16 protein-coding genes and 1 tRNA gene are annotated in these 16,279 nt (G+C 73.1%); 6 read left to right on the top strand and 11 right to left on the bottom strand.

Annotated elements, in window-relative coordinates:
- The first annotated feature begins 163 nt into the window (after positions 1 to 163).
- Positions 164 to 307, top strand: a complete 144-nt coding sequence (locus tag AC07AB_RS01210) for a hypothetical protein (protein WP_478558068.1) — start codon at positions 164 to 166, stop codon at positions 305 to 307.
- 728 nt (positions 308 to 1,035) lie between these two features.
- Here AC07AB_RS01210 and AC07AB_RS01205 read toward each other — a convergent pair.
- The 4 genes from AC07AB_RS01205 to AC07AB_RS01190 form a co-directional block, all read right to left on the bottom strand.
- Positions 1,036 to 1,122: transfer RNA gene (locus AC07AB_RS01205), tRNA-Ser, on the bottom strand.
- Between the two features lie 69 nt (positions 1,123 to 1,191).
- On the bottom strand, positions 1,192 to 1,773 hold the full coding sequence (gene tadA / locus AC07AB_RS01200; protein ID WP_478558065.1) for a tRNA adenosine(34) deaminase TadA: 582 nt from the start codon (positions 1,771 to 1,773) through the stop codon (positions 1,192 to 1,194).
- Positions 1,774 to 1,807: 34 nt separating this feature from the next.
- Positions 1,808 to 2,338 (bottom strand): tRNA adenosine deaminase-associated protein, encoded by a 531-nt coding sequence (locus AC07AB_RS01195; protein WP_478558062.1) that lies wholly within the window; start codon positions 2,336 to 2,338, stop codon positions 1,808 to 1,810.
- Positions 2,339 to 2,527: 189 nt separating this feature from the next.
- On the bottom strand, positions 2,528 to 2,788 hold the full coding sequence (locus AC07AB_RS01190; RefSeq protein ID WP_478559675.1) for a hypothetical protein: 261 nt from the start codon (positions 2,786 to 2,788) through the stop codon (positions 2,528 to 2,530).
- A gap of 405 nt (positions 2,789 to 3,193) precedes the next feature.
- On the opposite strand from AC07AB_RS01190, the gene upp reads away from it, so the two are divergent.
- The 3 genes from upp (at position 3,194) to AC07AB_RS01175 (ending at position 5,259) form a co-directional block, all read left to right on the top strand.
- Entirely contained in the window at positions 3,194 to 3,829 is a 636-nt protein-coding gene (gene upp, locus AC07AB_RS01185) for a uracil phosphoribosyltransferase (protein WP_478558059.1), read from the top strand.
- 195 nt (positions 3,830 to 4,024) lie between these two features.
- Positions 4,025 to 4,270: a glycosyltransferase gene (locus AC07AB_RS01180; RefSeq protein WP_478558056.1), complete on the top strand. Its 246-nt coding sequence runs from the start codon at positions 4,025 to 4,027 to the stop codon at positions 4,268 to 4,270.
- Positions 4,271 to 4,317: 47 nt separating this feature from the next.
- On the top strand, positions 4,318 to 5,259 hold the full coding sequence (locus AC07AB_RS01175; protein WP_478558053.1) for a glycosyltransferase: 942 nt from the start codon (positions 4,318 to 4,320) through the stop codon (positions 5,257 to 5,259).
- Between the two features lie 159 nt (positions 5,260 to 5,418).
- Here AC07AB_RS01175 and AC07AB_RS01170 read toward each other — a convergent pair whose 3' ends face one another.
- From AC07AB_RS01170 to AC07AB_RS01145, 6 genes are all read right to left on the bottom strand, one after another.
- Positions 5,419 to 6,054 (bottom strand): LytR C-terminal domain-containing protein, encoded by a 636-nt coding sequence (locus tag AC07AB_RS01170; protein WP_478558050.1) that lies wholly within the window; start codon positions 6,052 to 6,054, stop codon positions 5,419 to 5,421.
- Positions 6,055 to 6,191: 137 nt separating this feature from the next.
- Complete coding sequence (locus tag AC07AB_RS01165) at positions 6,192 to 6,488, bottom strand: type II toxin-antitoxin system VapB family antitoxin (protein ID WP_003955420.1); 297 nt, start codon at positions 6,486 to 6,488, stop codon at positions 6,192 to 6,194.
- A gap of 525 nt (positions 6,489 to 7,013) precedes the next feature.
- Complete coding sequence (locus AC07AB_RS01160) at positions 7,014 to 7,673, bottom strand: class I SAM-dependent DNA methyltransferase (protein ID WP_478558047.1); 660 nt, start codon at positions 7,671 to 7,673, stop codon at positions 7,014 to 7,016.
- A gap of 75 nt (positions 7,674 to 7,748) precedes the next feature.
- Positions 7,749 to 9,269, bottom strand: coding sequence for a glycosyltransferase family 39 protein (locus tag AC07AB_RS01155; protein WP_478558044.1), 1,521 nt, complete (start codon positions 9,267 to 9,269; stop codon positions 7,749 to 7,751).
- 118 nt (positions 9,270 to 9,387) lie between these two features.
- Positions 9,388 to 10,740 (bottom strand): hypothetical protein, encoded by a 1,353-nt coding sequence (locus AC07AB_RS01150; RefSeq protein WP_478558042.1) that lies wholly within the window; start codon positions 10,738 to 10,740, stop codon positions 9,388 to 9,390.
- Between the two features lie 291 nt (positions 10,741 to 11,031).
- Complete coding sequence (locus AC07AB_RS01145; RefSeq protein WP_478558039.1) at positions 11,032 to 11,988, bottom strand: LysR family transcriptional regulator; 957 nt, start codon at positions 11,986 to 11,988, stop codon at positions 11,032 to 11,034.
- A 144-nt stretch (positions 11,989 to 12,132) separates the two neighbouring features.
- On the opposite strand from AC07AB_RS01145, the gene AC07AB_RS01140 reads away from it, so the two are divergent.
- Positions 12,133 to 13,647: an MFS transporter gene (locus AC07AB_RS01140; RefSeq protein ID WP_478558036.1), complete on the top strand. Its 1,515-nt coding sequence runs from the start codon at positions 12,133 to 12,135 to the stop codon at positions 13,645 to 13,647.
- Positions 13,648 to 13,669: 22 nt separating this feature from the next.
- On the opposite strand, the gene AC07AB_RS01135 is transcribed toward AC07AB_RS01140, so the two are convergent.
- Positions 13,670 to 14,248, bottom strand: a complete 579-nt coding sequence (locus AC07AB_RS01135; RefSeq protein WP_478558033.1) for a hypothetical protein — start codon at positions 14,246 to 14,248, stop codon at positions 13,670 to 13,672.
- Between the two features lie 387 nt (positions 14,249 to 14,635).
- Between AC07AB_RS01135 and AC07AB_RS01130 the strand changes: the two genes are divergently transcribed.
- Positions 14,636 to 16,237, top strand: a complete 1,602-nt coding sequence (locus AC07AB_RS01130) for an ABC-F family ATP-binding cassette domain-containing protein (RefSeq protein ID WP_478558030.1) — start codon at positions 14,636 to 14,638, stop codon at positions 16,235 to 16,237.
- Positions 16,238 to 16,279 lie beyond the last annotated feature (42 nt).

Raw genomic sequence — 16,279 nt, 5'->3', positions numbered from 1 at the left:
AAACGAACTGAGGAGTTCTTCGTCGATCGGGTCGTCGAGGAATGCGGTCACAGTAACCTCGCAAACGCTTTCCCAACACCCCTTGACTCCGTTAGTAGTTCGTACCTAGATTCCGCCATGTCCGCCAAAGGGCGGCATACTTGACAGGCAGGGAGGAATTTTTATGCCCGAGAACCTGGTCCAGGACCTCTTCGACATCGACCTCACCGAGACGGCCATCCAGGACATCGCGCCCTCGTCCGGGGACATGGCCATATCCGCCGAAGGTACTTGCTTCCGCACCTGCACGACCTGCGCCGTCTGCTGACGCGGGCAGCTTGAAGGGCCGGTCCCGGCGGTGTCGCACACCGTCGGGACCGGCCCCGTTGTGCTGCGCCGGGCAGCGTTATCGGGGGCCCATGGGAATGGGTTTGCCAGACCTTGGAATCACCTTTGAATTCCGACCCGGGGTCGCGGCGGGTGAATTGACCTCAGACCTGCGTTCGTTGACGTGCTCAATTCAATATCCAAATTTTCTCGGGTTGCCCACCGGTGCGCCGCGCAAACTTGCCCGCGCGCCGGAATTTCCGCACTTCTCCTGGCGGGGGCAAAAGCCGCTGCGGCGTGGCGCGGCCTGACTCGGCTGTACGGCCTGACCGCTGCCCACGCCAGCCTGAAGCCCGCATGTCGGCCCGGAAGCGGGTACGGGCGCTGAGGGACTCCACCGCCTCACGCCCCCGACACCGCACCCTCCACTCGGCCGCCGCGACGACCTCTGCGTCCATCACGGCCGGCGGGTGACCGTATCGGTCCTCCGTGGCGGCGACGCTCTCGCAGCCGAGCTCTCGGATGCCGGGGAGTGGAACCTCTTCGACGGCGAGCCACGACGCGTGGGTGTGGCGCGGATCGCGGATGCGCGGCCTCTTGGTGAGCCCGCCCGCTGTGAGCCGTGTCGATCGGCCCAGCAGGGCCGTGTGCCGCACAGGTGGTGCACGGAGCGGCAACGAAAAACCGCCCCTGACCTGTTTTCGCAGGTCAGGGGCGGTTTCCCTAGAGCGGTAGCGGTGGGATTTGAACCCACGGAGGAGTTGCCCCCTCACACGCTTTCGAGGCGTGCTCCTTCGGCCGCTCGGACACGCTACCGAGAGAAAGCTTAGCGGACGGTGGGCCGTGGGCCGAAATCGGTTACCGGGTGGGGGTAGCCGGGGGCGGTCAGCGGGTGCGGAAGAAGGTGGTGAGGAGGGCGGCGCAGGCGGGGGCGAGGACGTCGGGGATCACCTCGGGGCGGTGGTTGAGGCGGCGGTCGCGTACGACGTCCCAGAGGGAGCCGGCCGCGCCCGCCTTCTCGTCCAGGGCGCCGTAGACCACGCGGTCCAGGCGGGAGAGGACGATCGCGCCCGCGCACATCGTGCACGGCTCCAGCGTCACGACGAGCGTGCAGCCGGTCAGCCGCCACTCGCCGACCGCCTTCGCCGCCTCCCGCACCGCCAGGACCTCCGCGTGCGCGGTCGGGTCGCCGGTCGCCTCGCGTTCGTTGCGGCCGCGGCCGATCACCGTGCCGTCCGGGCCCAGCACGACGGCGCCGACCGGTACGTCGCCCGTCTCCGGAGCGCGTACGGCCTCCGCCAGGGCCAGCCGCATCGCGGCGTGCCAGGGCGCCCGGACGGGGTCGTGGTCCGGTGCGCGGTCCGGATTCTCGACCAGGGCGGGGTCCGGTTCGCGGTCCGGTTCGTGGGCCGGGGCGCGGTCGGTCTCGGAGGCCCCGGCGGGGGACGGGCGGTCCGGTGCGGTCATGCCACCAGTGTGGGCGACTCGCGCGGTACGGCCGTCAGCGCACCGCCTCCAGCACCTCCGCACAGCCCAGCATGTCCGCGATCTCGCCGAGCGCGTCCTCGCTGAGGGCCTTCAGCCGCCTCTCCGGCATTCCGAGGTCCGCCAGGATCTCGGCCTCGCCGAGCGGGCCCGCGGGCACCGGCTCGTCGGCCGCCGCGGCCTCGTCCTCGTCCTCGTCGTCCGTCTCGGGCTCCCCGTCCTCCGTGCCGTCGAGGTCGACCAGGCTGTCGAGGTCGTCCACTTCCTCGTCGCGGCCGAGCAGCTCATCGGCGAGCATCGCGCCGTATGAGCTGCGGGTGGCCGCGGCGGCGTCCGAGAGGTACACCCGTGGGTCCTCCTCGCCGTCCACGCGCACGACGGCGAACCACGCGTCCTCCTGTTCGATGAACACGAGGACCGTGTCATCGTCCACTGCCGACTCACGGGCCAGGTCGGCCAGATCGGACAGCGTCTCCACGTTGTCGAGCTCTGTGTCGCTCGCTTGCCACCCGTCTTCGGTGCGCGCGAGCAGTGCGGCGAAGTACACCGTGACTCTCCCACTGGTCATAGGCGGTGCCGGCCGGGCGGGAAACGCACCCCGCCCACTCGGAATCGTGGCAGAAAGCGACGCGTTGCGAGAGGTCTTCCGCGCTGAGTCGTGCAGTAGTCCGAAGAGATGTCGCTCACGCTCCGCCCGTACGGACCTGCGCGCGCGCCCTTCGGCGGGCCCCGCGGCTCACCAGCGGAACGTACGCATCCGCATCTGCTGGCGCATTCGGGCCGCCCGGGCCCGGCGCGGCTGCACCCGGTCGCGCAGCTCCTTGGCCTCGTTCAGCTCACGGAGAAACTGCGCCCGTCTGCGTCGCCGGTCGGTGTCGGGCTCGGGAGCGTCGGACTCAGGAACGGCGGACTCGGCCTCGGGCCCGGCAGTGGACTCGGCAGTGGACTGGGGGGTGGCGGGCGGGAAATCCGCGGAGTTCTCGGGGCGGGCGAGGATTTCGGGGTTCTCGGGCTTCTCGGGGCTCTCGCGGTTCTCGGGGAAACCGGTCCGGGAATCCGGCGGAAGGGCCATCCGGCCCACCGGACCCCCGGGCCCCGTCCGCTCCGGGCCCTCCCAAGGGCGCTCAGCCGCGCTGCTCTCTCCGCGCCTGTCCCGCCGTTCCTCTCGGTCAGTCATGGGACTCACCACCTCGGGCCGAGGTTCCCGCCCGGTGCGACCGACCGGGCCTGCGTGGCCACTTTCGCCCTTCTCTCCCCTTCTCCCTCCGCTTTCTCGCGCTTTCCCTCGTTTCCCCCCTGCAATTTTTCCCCCGATCAGCGAGTTGATGCCAGCGCAGACAACAGGTCGCCCACCCCCAACCAGGGAGCGACGCCCTCTCCGGCCTCGGTTACTGTCGATGTCATGCGGATTCACGTCGTCGACCACCCCCTGGTCGCGCACAAACTCACCACGCTGCGCGACAAGCGCACCGATTCCCCCACCTTCCGGCGCCTCGCCGACGAGCTGGTCACGCTGCTCGCCTATGAGGCGACCCGTGACGTGCGCACCGAACAGGTCGACATCGAGTCCCCGGTGATCGCGACCACCGGCGTCAAGCTCTCCAGCCCGAAGCCCCTCGTGGTGCCGATCCTGCGCGCCGGGCTCGGCATGCTCGACGGCATGGTCCGGCTGCTGCCCACCGCCGAGGTCGGCTTCCTGGGCATGATCCGCAACGAGGAGACGCTTCAGGCGTCCACGTACGCCACCCGGATGCCCGACGACCTCTCCGGTCGGCAGGTGTACGTACTCGACCCGATGCTCGCCACCGGCGGCACGCTCGTCGCGGCCATCAAGGAACTGATCTCGCGCGGCGCGGACGACGTCACCGCGATCTGCCTGCTGGCCGCGCCCGAGGGCGTCGAGGTCATGGAGCGGGAGCTCGCGGGCGCCCCGGTCACCGTCGTCACCGCCTCCGTGGACCAGCGCCTCGACGAGTCCGGCTACATCGTTCCCGGGCTGGGCGACGCGGGCGACCGGATGTACGGGACCGCCGGCTAGCGAACCCTTCCGTTCCCCGACGGGGCCGTTCGCCGACGGACGGCCCCGCCCCCATGCTCTCGGCCCCCGCCCCGGCACTCTCGGCCCCGGCCTCCGCGCCCGCTCTCGGCCCCGGCCTCCGCGCCCGCTCTCGGCCCCGCCCCGGCACTCTCGGCCCCCGCCCCGGCCCGTATGGCAGGCGATTACGCTGCCCGCATGCGGATCATGGTCGTGACAGCCGGATCGCGGGGCGACGTCGCCCCCTATACCGGGCTGGCCAGGCGGTTGAGCGAGGCGGGCCACCACGTGGCCATCGCCACGCACCACACCTTCGCGGACATGATCGGCGCCGCCGGCTTCGAAGTGCGTACGCTGCCCGGTGACCCGCAGGAGCTGATCCGGGCCCGTACGGCCGGCCGGTCGGAGAGGCGGAGAAGAAGCGGGTCACCGCCGCGTTCCTGAGCGACCTGGGCGAAGGCGTCGCCGAGGCCGCCGAGCAGGGCACCGACGTGATCCTCTCCAGCCTCGGCCAGGCGCCCTTGAGCTGCCTGGTCGCCGAGGCGCTGAACCTGCCCAGCATGGGTGTCTACCTCGCACCGGCCGTACCGAACGACGCGTTCGCCCTGCCGGGCTCCACCCCGGACGGCCTCCAGGGCCCTGCGAGCAACCGGGCCGCGGGCGAGCGCGTGCTCGATCAGGCCCACGCCCTCTGCGCCGAGGTCCTGCCGCGGCTGGGCCGACGGCTCCGGCTCCACGAGTCCGCCGTCGACAGGGCGTGGCGGCGCTGGCAGGGCAAGGAAGGGTGGCCCACCAGCCACGGGGTGAGCCCGGCCGTCCTGCCGCGGCCCGACGACTGGCCGCCGGAGGTCGACATGGCCGGTTACTGGTGGCCCGAGCCCGCCCCCGGCCGGCAGCCACCGGAAGAACTCCTCTCCTTCCTCGCGGCCGGCCCGCCCCCGGTCTTCCTCGGCTTCGGCAGCATGGCCCCCGGCCTCGGGGAACGGCTCGGCCCCTTGATCGTGGACGCCGTTCGACGGTCGGGCACGCGAGCGGTCGTCCAGGCCGGGTGGGCCGGTCTGGACGTGGCCGGGGACCAGGTGCTCACGGTCGGGGACGTACCGCACGACTGGCTCTTCCCCCGGATGGCGGCCGTGGTCCACCACATGGGCGCGGGCACCACGGCCGCGGGGCTGCGGGCCGGAGTGCCGACCGTCGCGGTGCCGGTGATGGCCGACCAGCCGTTCTGGGCGTCACACGTGTACGAGCTGGGGGCCGGGCCCGCGCCCGTACCCTTCGGCGAGCTGAGCGCCGAGCGCCTGGGCGACGCGATCCGGGCCGCCGTGGAGGGGCAGGGCTACCGCCGCCGCGCCGTCGAACTGGCCCGCCTGATCGGCACGGACGACGGCGCCGGGCACGTACTGCGCCGAGTCGAGGCCCTGACCGGGGCCTGACGCCTGGCCGCTCTCCGGCGTCTGGTGTCTGGTGTCTGACGTCCGGCATCTGGCCGCCACCCGACGCCTGGCCGACGCGCCTGCCTCAGCACGGCCGTGTCGGTGGGCCTGCGCCCGTGTACGGCCGTACGCCCGTACGGGCCCCTTATCAGCGCCGCGTCAGCATTTCGTCGCCGAGGGCGTCGGCTGGGGCTTGGAGAGTGCGGTCAAGCCCTGGGCGGCGTCCTTCTTGGCGGTCAAGGTCTTGAACTCCGAGCCGATGATCAGGTCGACGTCCCCGCCCTTGCGCCCGTCGCTCTTGGCCTGCGCGCCCGCCAGCTGGGTGCCCAGCACCTTCAACGACCCCTCGGCGGCGGCGGGCGCCCCCAGCAGCAGACCGGTGCTCTTGACCTTCTTGTCGTACTCGGCGGGGGCGTTGCCCACCTTCCCGACCTTGAACCCGCGGCTCTTCAGCTCGTCGGCGGTGGACTTGGCGAGGCCGCCGCGCGGTGTCGCGTTGTAGACGTTGACGGTGATCGCGCCGGGCTCGGGCAGCGTCACCGGGCGGGCACGGGGCCGGTCGCCGCTCTTCGCGCAGTCGTCGCTCTTGTCCTGCGCGGCCTGTGCCGTGCTGTTTCCGCCGGTGAAGACGTCGATGAGCTGAATCGTCCCCCACCCGACGAGGCCGAGCGCCGCGACCGCCCCCACCACGGCGAGCGCGATCCTGCGGCGGTTTCGTGGGCGGCGCATATGCGGGTAGCGATTGCCCGTGATGCGGTACTTTCCGCCCATGCCGGGAGGGGTGAGCATGCTCATGGCCGCAGCGTAGTGCGGGCTGGTACCAATGCCTACTAAATGATCAACGGGTTGCGCACAGCCCAACCCGAAAGGGCCAATAACGGCCTGATCCATACGCGCTTGATGGCACGTCAGACCCGTCGGATCGGGGGTCCTCAGCCCAGTTCGAGCACGCGGGCGTGGAGCACCTGGCGCTGCTGGAGCGCGGCGCGCACCGCGCGGTGCAGTCCGTCCTCCAGATACAGGTCGCCCTGCCACTTCACGACGTGGGCGAACAGGTCGCCGTAGAACGTCGAGTCCTCCGCGAGGAGCGTTTCCAGATCCAGCTGACCTTTGGTGGTCACGAGCTGGTCGAGGCGTACCGGGCGAGGAGCGACATCCGCCCACTGGCGGGTGCTCTCCCGGCCGTGGTCGGGGTACGGCCGCCCGTTTCCGATGCGCTTGAAGATCACACGGAAAGCCTACCGGGCGAGCGGCTCCGAGCGCAGCCATGGCGCAAGAGTGCGAAGGCGACAATCAGCCGCATACCAGGAGCGATACATGGGTCAGGACGTGTGTGTGAGAGCCCTGGGCCCGCCGCCGGGGGCCGACGTCCGCCAACTGTGCCCCCGCGCCCTCCAACGCTGCCCGGCAGGACGCCCCCACCGCTGCCCCCGCCCCCGCGCTGCCGCCCGTATGCCCCCGTTCTCCTCCGGCGAGCCCGGATTCGACACGAACGAGCTAATGCGCGCGGCGGCGCCGGACGGGACACGGTTCGGTCCCCGTCCCGAGCGGGAGCGGTATGCCGACGCCGACCGCCCCGGGCGCGCTGGAGCGGGCCGTAGACCGTACGGCGGTACGGCCGGTACGGCGGCGGTACGGCCGTACAAGGATCGCCGCCGTACGCACGTTATGCACAGGCTGTGGATCGCGGACCGGCGCACGAGAACGGACGGTCGCCGCCACCCCGCCGCCCGACCCGCGCGGAAGTGCTGGCGTCACGGTCCGCGGCGTGCGCAGAGAATCGCTCCCGGGGCCTTCTCGTCCGGGCCGATCAGCAGCTGGGCCTCGATCTCGAACCCCGCGTCGCGCAGCCACGCGGCCACCCGGTCCGGCTGCCGGCGGTGGACGCGGACCCTCATCGGGTGGCCGCCGTACCCCTCCGTCTTCCACCGCGAATCGTCGCCGACGTGGAACCCGAGCTGTAGCGGTCCGCCTGGGCGCAGGGCCCGGTGGAAGTGGTCGAAGACGGCCGGCACCTCGTCGTCGGGTATGTGGATCAGCGACCACCAGGAGAGCAGCCCGGCCGCCGAGGCGGTGGGGAGATCCAGGTCCGTCATCGAACCCACCTCGAAGCGCAGCCCGGGGTGGTCGCGCCGGGCCACGTCGATCATGCCGAGGGAGAGGTCGATGCCGAAGGCGTCGACACCGAGCCCGTGCAGATGGGCGGTGACCGCTCCCGGGCCGCAGCCGACGTCCGCCACCGGCCCGCCGCCCGCGGCCCGCACGCTCTCGGCGAACAGCGCCAGAGCCGCGCGGAGGTACGGGCGATCGGCGACGGCGCCGCGCATCTGCTCGGCGTAGCCGACCGCGACCGTGTCGTAAGAGGTCCGGGTGTCGGTGAGCCAGGTGCCGGCCGGTCCGTCGTCCGCGTCCATGCCCGGCACGCTAGTTCATGATCGCGGGCTTGTCGGCCGCGCCGGTCGGTGCCGGTCGGTGCCGGTCAGCGCCGGTCAGTGCCGGTCATCGGGCTTCTTCTCGTACACCTCGATCCGCCGCCCCCGTACGACCGTGTCGCTGCGGCGGACGAAGTGGCCGGCGAGCGTGTCGCGTTTGGTGGTGTCGCGGCGGGCGGCGCCGGGTGCGGGCTTGGCGTCCGTGATCAGCACGACCCGGGAGGACTTCAGGATGGCCGACCGGATGTGCGCGAGGCTGCCCTCCTCCCCCTTGAGGGTGCGGGACTGGAGCGGGGACTTGGTGAGGGCGAGGTCCTTGAGGCCGTGGAAGCGGTCGGGCGAGACGAGCTTCGTGTCGCGCCGGGCGGCCGGGATGAACAGGACGCCGTCGCCCGGCCGGGAGACCGCCGAGACCACCTCCGCCGACGCGAGCACGTCGTCGACGCGGCCCGTCGACGCGCGCAGCCCGGTCTCCACGGGCAGCAGCGCGAGGACGGCGATCCCGCAGACGGCGGCGATCGGCGCCCAGGGCGGTACGCGCCGCCACCGCGTGTGCACCGCCATGGCGCCGAACCCCAGGAGCAGGCCGATCATCAGCGCCGCCCCGGTCTGCGCGAAGACCACGTAACGGTCCACGTACACGGGCTTGACCAGCGAGATCAGCACCAGGACGACCTGCGGTACGAGCAGCAGCGGCAGGGCCACCGAGGCCGTCGTCGCCGGGCCGGACCGCAGGTGCGGCACGAAGGCGGCGCCCACGGCGACCACCGCCATGGCGAGGAGGCCGATCAGCGTCGCCGGGGTGGGCGGCTTGATCCAGGAGACCTGGTCTGCCTGGGAGCGGCTGGCCAGGATCAGCGGCAGCGACCCGAGCACGACGGCCGCGGCGGGCAGCGCCCAGGCGCGTACCGTGCGGCGCGCGCCGCGCCGCACGGCGACCGCGACGGTCACGGCGAAGGCCGGCAGGGCGAGCAGCGAGAACCAGTTCAGCTGCGCCGCCGCCAGCAGCGCCGCCGCACAGCCCCACCAGCGCCAACGGCAGCCCTGCTGAAGGGCGGTGACCAGCAGCCAGGTCGCCGCCGCGACGCACGCCGTGACCAGCGCGTACGAGCGTCCCTCCTGCTCGTACCGCTGGACCACGGGCAGCACGGTGAAGGCGAGCCCCGCCGAGAGCCCCGCCCAGCTCCCGGCCAGGCGGCGGCCGGTCGCCGCGGTGAGTCCGGTGGCGGCGGCCATGCCCAGCACCGAAGGCAGCCGCAGAGTCAGCAGGCTGTCGCCGAAGATCTCGAAGAGAGCGTGCATGAACAGGTAGTACAGGCCGTGCACGACGTCCGTGTCGCCGAGCAGCCGCACGATGTCCGCGGCGGAGCGGTGGGCGACCTGCCAGGTCGCCGCCTCGTCGCGCCACATGCTGTGCTCCCGGCCGATCCCCCACAGCCCGAGCGCGAGCGACAGCAGCGCGGGCACGGCGGGTACGAGCAGCTGTGCGAGGGGGCGCACGACGGGGCTCGGTCCCGGCGCCAGGGGCGCGTGGTTCGCGGCTGCGGCGGTACGTGCCGATGCGTCGGGAGAGGCCATGAGAGAGGACTATACGCAGCGCGTATACGCACAGGTGTGCGACGGGTGCGGATGGCGATGGCCCTCGCCGCTCGCCGTCCCGCCGCCCCGTCGGCGCGGCCCGGCCCGGCCCGGTCCCTCAGACCGCCGGAGCGCTGTCGTCGAGACTCGCGATGCGCTGCCGTACGTCGCGCAGCGCGCCTTCCTTGCTGCCGGGCACGCGGGTGCGCAGGTCGATCAGTTCGGGTCCCAGCGCCCGTACGGCCCTCGGGTCGCCGACCTGCTGCCAGCAGTGGTGGGCGCGGTCGGCGGCGGCCTGGACCTCCGGGTGGGTCTCCGGCTGTCCGGCGTTCACGCGCTGCGCGGCCGCGTGCATCCACAGCCCGCACGCCTTGGCGGGCTCCCCGGCCAGGCGCGCGAGGTCGGCTCGTACCTCGGTCCAGTGGATGACGTCGAGGGAGCCGGGGCCGTGGGCTCGCCAGGCTTCCTGCTCCCACGCGGCGGCCATCGCGGCGGCCTCGCTGTGCCGGCCGGCGTGGGCGGCTTCGAGGATGGCCGGATGCGGATCGGGGTGGCGCTCGGGGCGGGGCTCGGGGTGGTGACCGGGGCGGGGTTCGGAGCCGGGGGCGGAGCGGGGCTCAGGGCGCGGCCGGGGGACCGGGTCGGGGGCCGGACCGGACCGCGGCTCCGGGTGCGGGTGCGGGTGCGGTCTCGGGGCCGGGGCCGGGGCCGGGGCCGGAGTCGTACCGGGAGCCTCGGGCCGCTGCCGAGGCACCGGCTCCGGGTGTCGCGGTATCGGTTCGGCCTCGACGGGCTCTGGGGCCGCGTACGCGTGCGGGGTGCTGGCGAGGAGGCGCACCGGGCCCGCGGAGAGTCCTGCGTGGTTCGCCGCCTCGTGGTGCAGCTGTTCCACCGGAGGGCGCTCGGGTCTCGTACGCAGCAGCGTGGCGAGGGCCTGGCTGTAGGCGGGCACCGGGCGTTCGCGGCGGCGGGCGGGCGGCGGGGCGACGGAGCCGTACAGCGCGTACGGGCCGGAGAGGAGGCCCGGCTCGGCGGTCAGCCGCTGCCACGTGGCCTCGTCGGCGACCAGGTCCGCCAGGACGGTGGTGCTGCCCGGCGGCCGGTCGCGCAGTTCGGCCGCGAGCCAGTGCCAGGGCAGCGCGGTGTAGCGCACGGTGCTCGCGGTCGTACGGGCCAACGCGAGGTGCGGCAGCTGCTGTTTGCGGTCGAGCTGGAGGTGGCCCGCCAGGTAGAGCAGCAGCGGGCCGGGCGCCGCGGCGGCCGTCCGCAGGTGGGCGAGGACGGTGTTCGGGGCGTCGGGGCTGACGAGCTGCACGACGGAGGCGAAGGGCGTGCCGAGCAGCACGGTGGGCGGTACGGCCGCGAGTTGGTGCAGCGCGGCGGTGGCGTCCATGGGCTGCTTCGAGGGCGGTACCGCGGCCATCAGCAGCCCGTACCCGTGCTCTTCGCTCCCGGCCCGGTCGTTCACCATGCGAGCACCGTATCCGCTCGACCCCGTTCACCGGGTAGGACGTGGGTAATGGTTTGCGGGGCGCTAACCACCGGTTCCCGGGCTGTACGGGGCTGATTCCCGGGTCGGCCGGGGTCGGACGCCGGGCCTGGTTCGTACCGGTTCGGCCGCCGTTCACGTTCACCGGCCGGTGTCGGCTCGGTCTCCGGGCGGGTACCGGCCCGGCCGCCGGGTCCGTACTCGCTCGGTCCCCGTGCCCGTACCGTCCAGCCGCCAGGCCCGTGCCCGCTCGGCCGCCGGGCCCGTACCGGCTCAGTCTCCGCCCCCGCTCCTGCCCCCGCCCTCGCCCCCGCCGGTGTCGGTGCCGGTGCCGGTGACCGACCGCGCCGCGAGGCGGGTGAGGGAGTCGCGCAGCCACTGGTGGGCCGGGTCGGCGTCGACGCGCAGGTGCCAGGCCATGTCCGTGGTGATCGGGGGCAGGGACAGCGGGATGTTCCAGACGACCAGGGGCAGGTACCGCGCGGCGCGGGTGGCGAACGCCGAGGGGAGCAGGGCCAGCGCGTCGGTCTCCAGGGCGAGGAAGCAGGCCGCGCTGTGGGTGGGCACGGTCGCGAGAACGTCGCGGCGCAGGCCGAGTTCGCGCAGCCGCTCGTCCACGACGCTGTAGGACCTGCCGCGCCGGGAGACCGTGATGTGGGGGATGGCGGCGAACCGGTCCACGGTCAGCGGCTCACGGGCGTACCGCGCGTCGGCGCGGGCCGCGGCGACGTAGTGGTGGCGGTAGAGGAGGCCGCTGCGGACGTCGTGCGGCAGTTCGGGCATCGAGCCGATGTCGAGGTCGACGCGGTCGCGCAGGTCGGCGGGGTCCTCGTCGCCCTCGGGGAGGATGCGCAGCCGTACGCCGGGGGCCTCGCGGACGGCGTGGGAGGTCAGCGCGGAGCCGAGCACGACGGCCAGCCCGTCGTTGGTGCGGATGGTGAACTCCCGCCGCATGGTGGCGATGTCGACGGGGCGCGGCGGGCGCAGCGCGGCCAGGGCCTGGCCCAGCGCGGCCTCGACCTGCGGCTGGAGCGCGCGGGCGCGCGGGGTGAGCACCAGGCTGCGCCCGGACGGTACGAGCAGCGGATCGCCCACCACCCGGCGCAGCCGGCCCAGGGTGCGGCTCATCGCGGAGGCCGAGACGCTCATCTCGGCGGCGGCTCCGGTCACGCTGCTTTCGCGGAGCAGGGCGTCCAGCGCCGGTAGGAGATTCATGTCGGGGAGTTGCATGAGGAGCAATGGTAGGGAGCCACTGGCCGCCGACCGGCGCTCTCATGCGTGCATGGCGCGCAATCCTGCCTTGATGATTCGGACCTTGTGGTTCATGGTGCCGGGTTCAACGATGGAGGGAATTCAAGAAAGAGACGGAACACAATGATTCACGCACAGCATCGCAACACCGCTCTCCTGGTGGCGGGCTGCTTCTTCATGGAGAACCTGGACGGCACCATCGTGTCCACCGCGGCCCCCCGGATGGGGGCCTCGCTCGGCGTCGCGCCGACGGCGATCGGCCTGGTCATCACCGCCTACCTGCTGACGCTGGCCGTGCTGATACCGCTCAGCGGCTGGCTGACCGCCCGGTTCGGGGCGCGCCGTGTCTTCCTGACGGCCATCGTCGTCTTCACGCTCGCCTCGCTCGCCTGCGCCGCCGCCACCGACCTCGGCGTGCTGGTCGCCATGCGCGTGCTCCAGGGCGCCGGCGGCGCGATGATGGTGCCGGTCGGCCGACTGATGGTGGTCGCCAAGGCCGAGAAGCCGGACCTCCCGCGCGTGATGGCGTACATCACCTGGCCCGGCCTGATCGCGCCCGTCATCGCGCCGCTGATCGGCGGGCTGATCACCACGTACGCGAACTGGCGCTGGATGTTCCTCATCAACATCCCCCTCGGCGTCGTCGCCTTCGCCGTCGCCTGGCGGCTGATCGAGGCCGCGCCCGCGACGGCCGCCCCGCCGCGCCTGGACTGGCTGGGCGTCGCCTTGACCTCGACCGGGCTCGGCGCGCTGACCTGGGCCGCTCATCTGCTGTCCGAGACCTCCGCGAACACGGGCCCGGCGCTCGTCACCGGCGCGGCCGCGGTGCTGCTGCTCGGCGCGGCGGTGTGGCATCTGCTGCGCAGCGACAACCCGCTGGTGGACCTGAGCACCCTGAAGGTCAAGACGTTCCGGGCGGCGGTGTCGGGCGGCTCGATGTTCTGGATCGCCGTGGGCGCGGTGCCGTTCCTGCTGCCGCTGATGTTCCAGGAGGCGCTGGGCTGGAGCGCCGTGAAGTCCGGCGTGGTGGTGCTGTTCGTGTTCGTCGGCAACATCGGCATCAAGCCCGCGACGACGCCGCTCCTCAAGCGGTACGGCTTCCGGCCGCTGCTGCTGGTCGCCGGGTGCGGGCTCGGGGCCGCGATGGTGGCGTCCGCGTTCATCACCGGCGCGATGCCGATCGCCGTGATCGCCGTCATCGCGCTGATCAGCGGCGTGGCCCGGTCGCTGGGGCTGACCTGCTACTCCACCATCATGTTCAGCGACATGCCGCAGGAGCGGATACGGCACGCCAACACGCTCTCGGCGACCGCCACGCAGATGGCGGCGGGCCTCGGCGTGGCCGCCGCCACGGTCGCCCTGCGGGCCGGCGGCCCCATCGGCGACTGGCTCCCCGGCCACCCGACGCCGACCACCGCGTACGGCGTGGCCTTCTGCCTGCTCGCACTGGCCTGCCTCGGCGCGGTGGCGGGCGCGCTGCGGTTGCACCCGACGGCGGGGGACGCGGTACGGGGTCCGGCGGCGCCGGCTCGTAGGGACCGGGCGGCTGCTCGGGCGGAACGGGCGGAACAGGCAGACCGGGAGACTAGGGACACTAGGGCGGCTCGGGCGGCTCGGGAGACGGGGTACCCGAGGTAGGCCGAGCGGGGACTCGACAGGTTCAGCAGAACCTACGGGCCAGCCGGGCCTGGAGGGCGCACAGCGCGTGGAGGAACAGCAGGCTGCCGGCCCAGAAGGCGGCGCCGACGGCCGCGTGCGCGGCCCAGGCCCCGACCAGGGTGGGCCCACCCCATGTGGCGTGGAACATCGGGTCCGCGGTGAACGGGTGGCCGATGGCGGCGATGGAGTCGGGCCGCAGCGGATACAGGAACCCGAAGTAGACCGAGTAGGCGCACAGCGCGACCAGCAGGAGAGCCGCCAGCGCGGGCAGCAGAGACAGCGTGGCGTACCCGAACACGCGGCCCGCCTTCGGCCGCTGCGCCCTTTCGCCGGCCGCCGTCCTTTCGACAGACGCCGTCCCGGCCCCGGCCAGCGCCCGCTGCCAGCCTGCCGCCGCCTGACCCGCGCCCACGAGCGCGGCCGGCGCCGCCACGGCGGCCAGCGGCAGCCAGAGCGCTCCGCGCACGAGAGGGCGCACGACCCGGCGCAGCACGCCCGGCGTCAAGCCTTGCACGGGCCGACGGCCGGCGCCCGCCTCGCGGGCGGGGGATGCGGTCGGGGACTGGGTGACGACGGTCAAGGCTCGGCGCTCCTGGCGGTATCGCTGCTGGTCAAGGACGTCTTCACGCTACGGAGCGAGGGGACGGAGCGAGTCACCCCGTGGGGGCGAATCCGAGGTGATACCCAGGTATGACGCGCAGGGCATGACGTGCCGGGCGTCATGCACCAGGCAAGATGTGCAGGGCCTGACGTGCCCGGCCCTGCGTCATGGCGCGGGCCGCGTCGGCTGTCGGGCCCCTGGAGCGCCCCCGGTGTCGGGCCCCTGGAGCGCCCCCCGGAAATCAGATGCGGCTCGCGCGATGGCGCGCTTAGAGTGGATGACATGTCTACGCCCCGCATTTCCTAGCTCAGGACACACGCTTCCCCGCCACCCGTGTGTCCTTGAGCTTCTCCGGAGCGTAATCCCATGATCACCGTCCGCGGTGTCGACGTCCGCGTCGGCGCCCGACTCCTGCTGTCCGACGTCTCCTTCCACATCGCCCCCGGCGACCGCATCGGCCTGGTCGGCCGTAACGGCACGGGCAAGACCACCCTGCTGGAGACCCTGGCCGGGCGGGCCCGGCCGGCCGCCGGGACCGTGACCAGCCTCGGTCACCTCGGCTATCTGCCCCAGGACTCCCGCGCGGCCGACCCCGCCGCCTCCGTCACCGACCGCATCCTGTCCGCCCGCGGCCTGGACCGCGCGGTACGGGCGCTACGGGCCGCCGAGTCGGCCATGGGGGAGGCCGCCGGCCCCGGCGCCGTCGAGCGGGCGATGAGCGCGTACGCCCGTGCCGAGGCGGAGTTCCAGGCCCGCGGCGGGTACGCGGCCGAGGCCGAGGCGGCGCGTATCGCCGCCGGTGTGGGGCTGCCGAACCGCGTCATGAACCGCCCGGTCGGCGACCTCTCCGGCGGCCAGCGCCGACGCGTCGAACTGGCCCGCATCCTCTTCGCCGACCACGACACGCTGCTGCTGGACGAGCCCACCAACCACCTCGACGCCGACTCCGTCGGCTGGCTCCGTACCTTCCTGACGGGCCACCGGGGCGGGTCCGTGGTGATCAGCCACGACGCGAAGCTGCTCGCCGACACCGTCAACCGGGTCTTCCACGTCGACCCGGCGCGGGCCGCGCTCGACGTGCACAACACCGGCTGGCGCGGCTACCTCGCGCAGCGCGCCGCCGACGAGCGCCGCCGCACCCGCGAGCGCGCCAATGCCGAACGCAAGGCGGCGGCGCTGCACACCCAGGCCGACAAGATGCGTTCGCACGTGTCGACGGCGGTCGCGGCGAAGAACATGGCCCGCCGCGCCGACCGTATGCTCGCCGGCCTCGAACCCGCCCGCCGCACCGAGAAGACCGCCCGCATCCGCCTCCCCGAACCCGCGCCGTGCGGCCGGCTGCCGCTCGCCGCGGTCAGTCTGGCCAAGGCGTACGGCGACCAGCCGGTGCTCACCGGCGTGGACCTGGCGCTCGACCGCGGCAGCCGGCTCGTCGTCCTCGGCCTCAACGGCGCGGGGAAGACCACCCTGCTGCGGCTGCTCGCCGGGCGCGAACACCCCGATACGGGGCGGGTCGTGCCCGGACACGGGCTGCGGCTGGGCTACTTCGCGCAGGAGCACGACACGCTCGACCCCGCCCGTACGGTCCGCGAGAACCTCGCCGACGCCGCGCCGCACCTGAGTGACGGCGAGGCCCGGCACGTACTCGGTTCGTTCCTCTTCACCGGGGACGACGCCGACAAGCCGGCCCGGGTGCTCTCCGGCGGCGAGAAGACCCGGCTGGCGCTGGCGGGGCTCGTCCACTCCGGCGCGAACGTGCTGCTCCTGGACGAACCCACGAACAACCTCGACCCCGCCTCGCGCGGCGAGGTCCTGGCGGCGGTCGGCTCGTACCCGGGCGCGATAGTGATGGTCACGCACGACGAGGGCGCGATCGAGGCGCTGCGCCCGGACCGGGTCCTGCTGCTGCCGGACGGCACGGAGGACTTGTGGGGCGAGGACTATCTGGAGCTGGTGTCGCTCGCTTGAGGGAGCGATGAGGCAGGGAAGTGGGGAGGTGGGGACTCCACG

This window comes from Streptomyces sp. NPDC044033 (assembly GCF_056434425.1).
The sequence above is the reverse complement of the archived record's forward strand: the minus strand, read 5'-3'. Positions and strand labels throughout refer to the sequence as shown.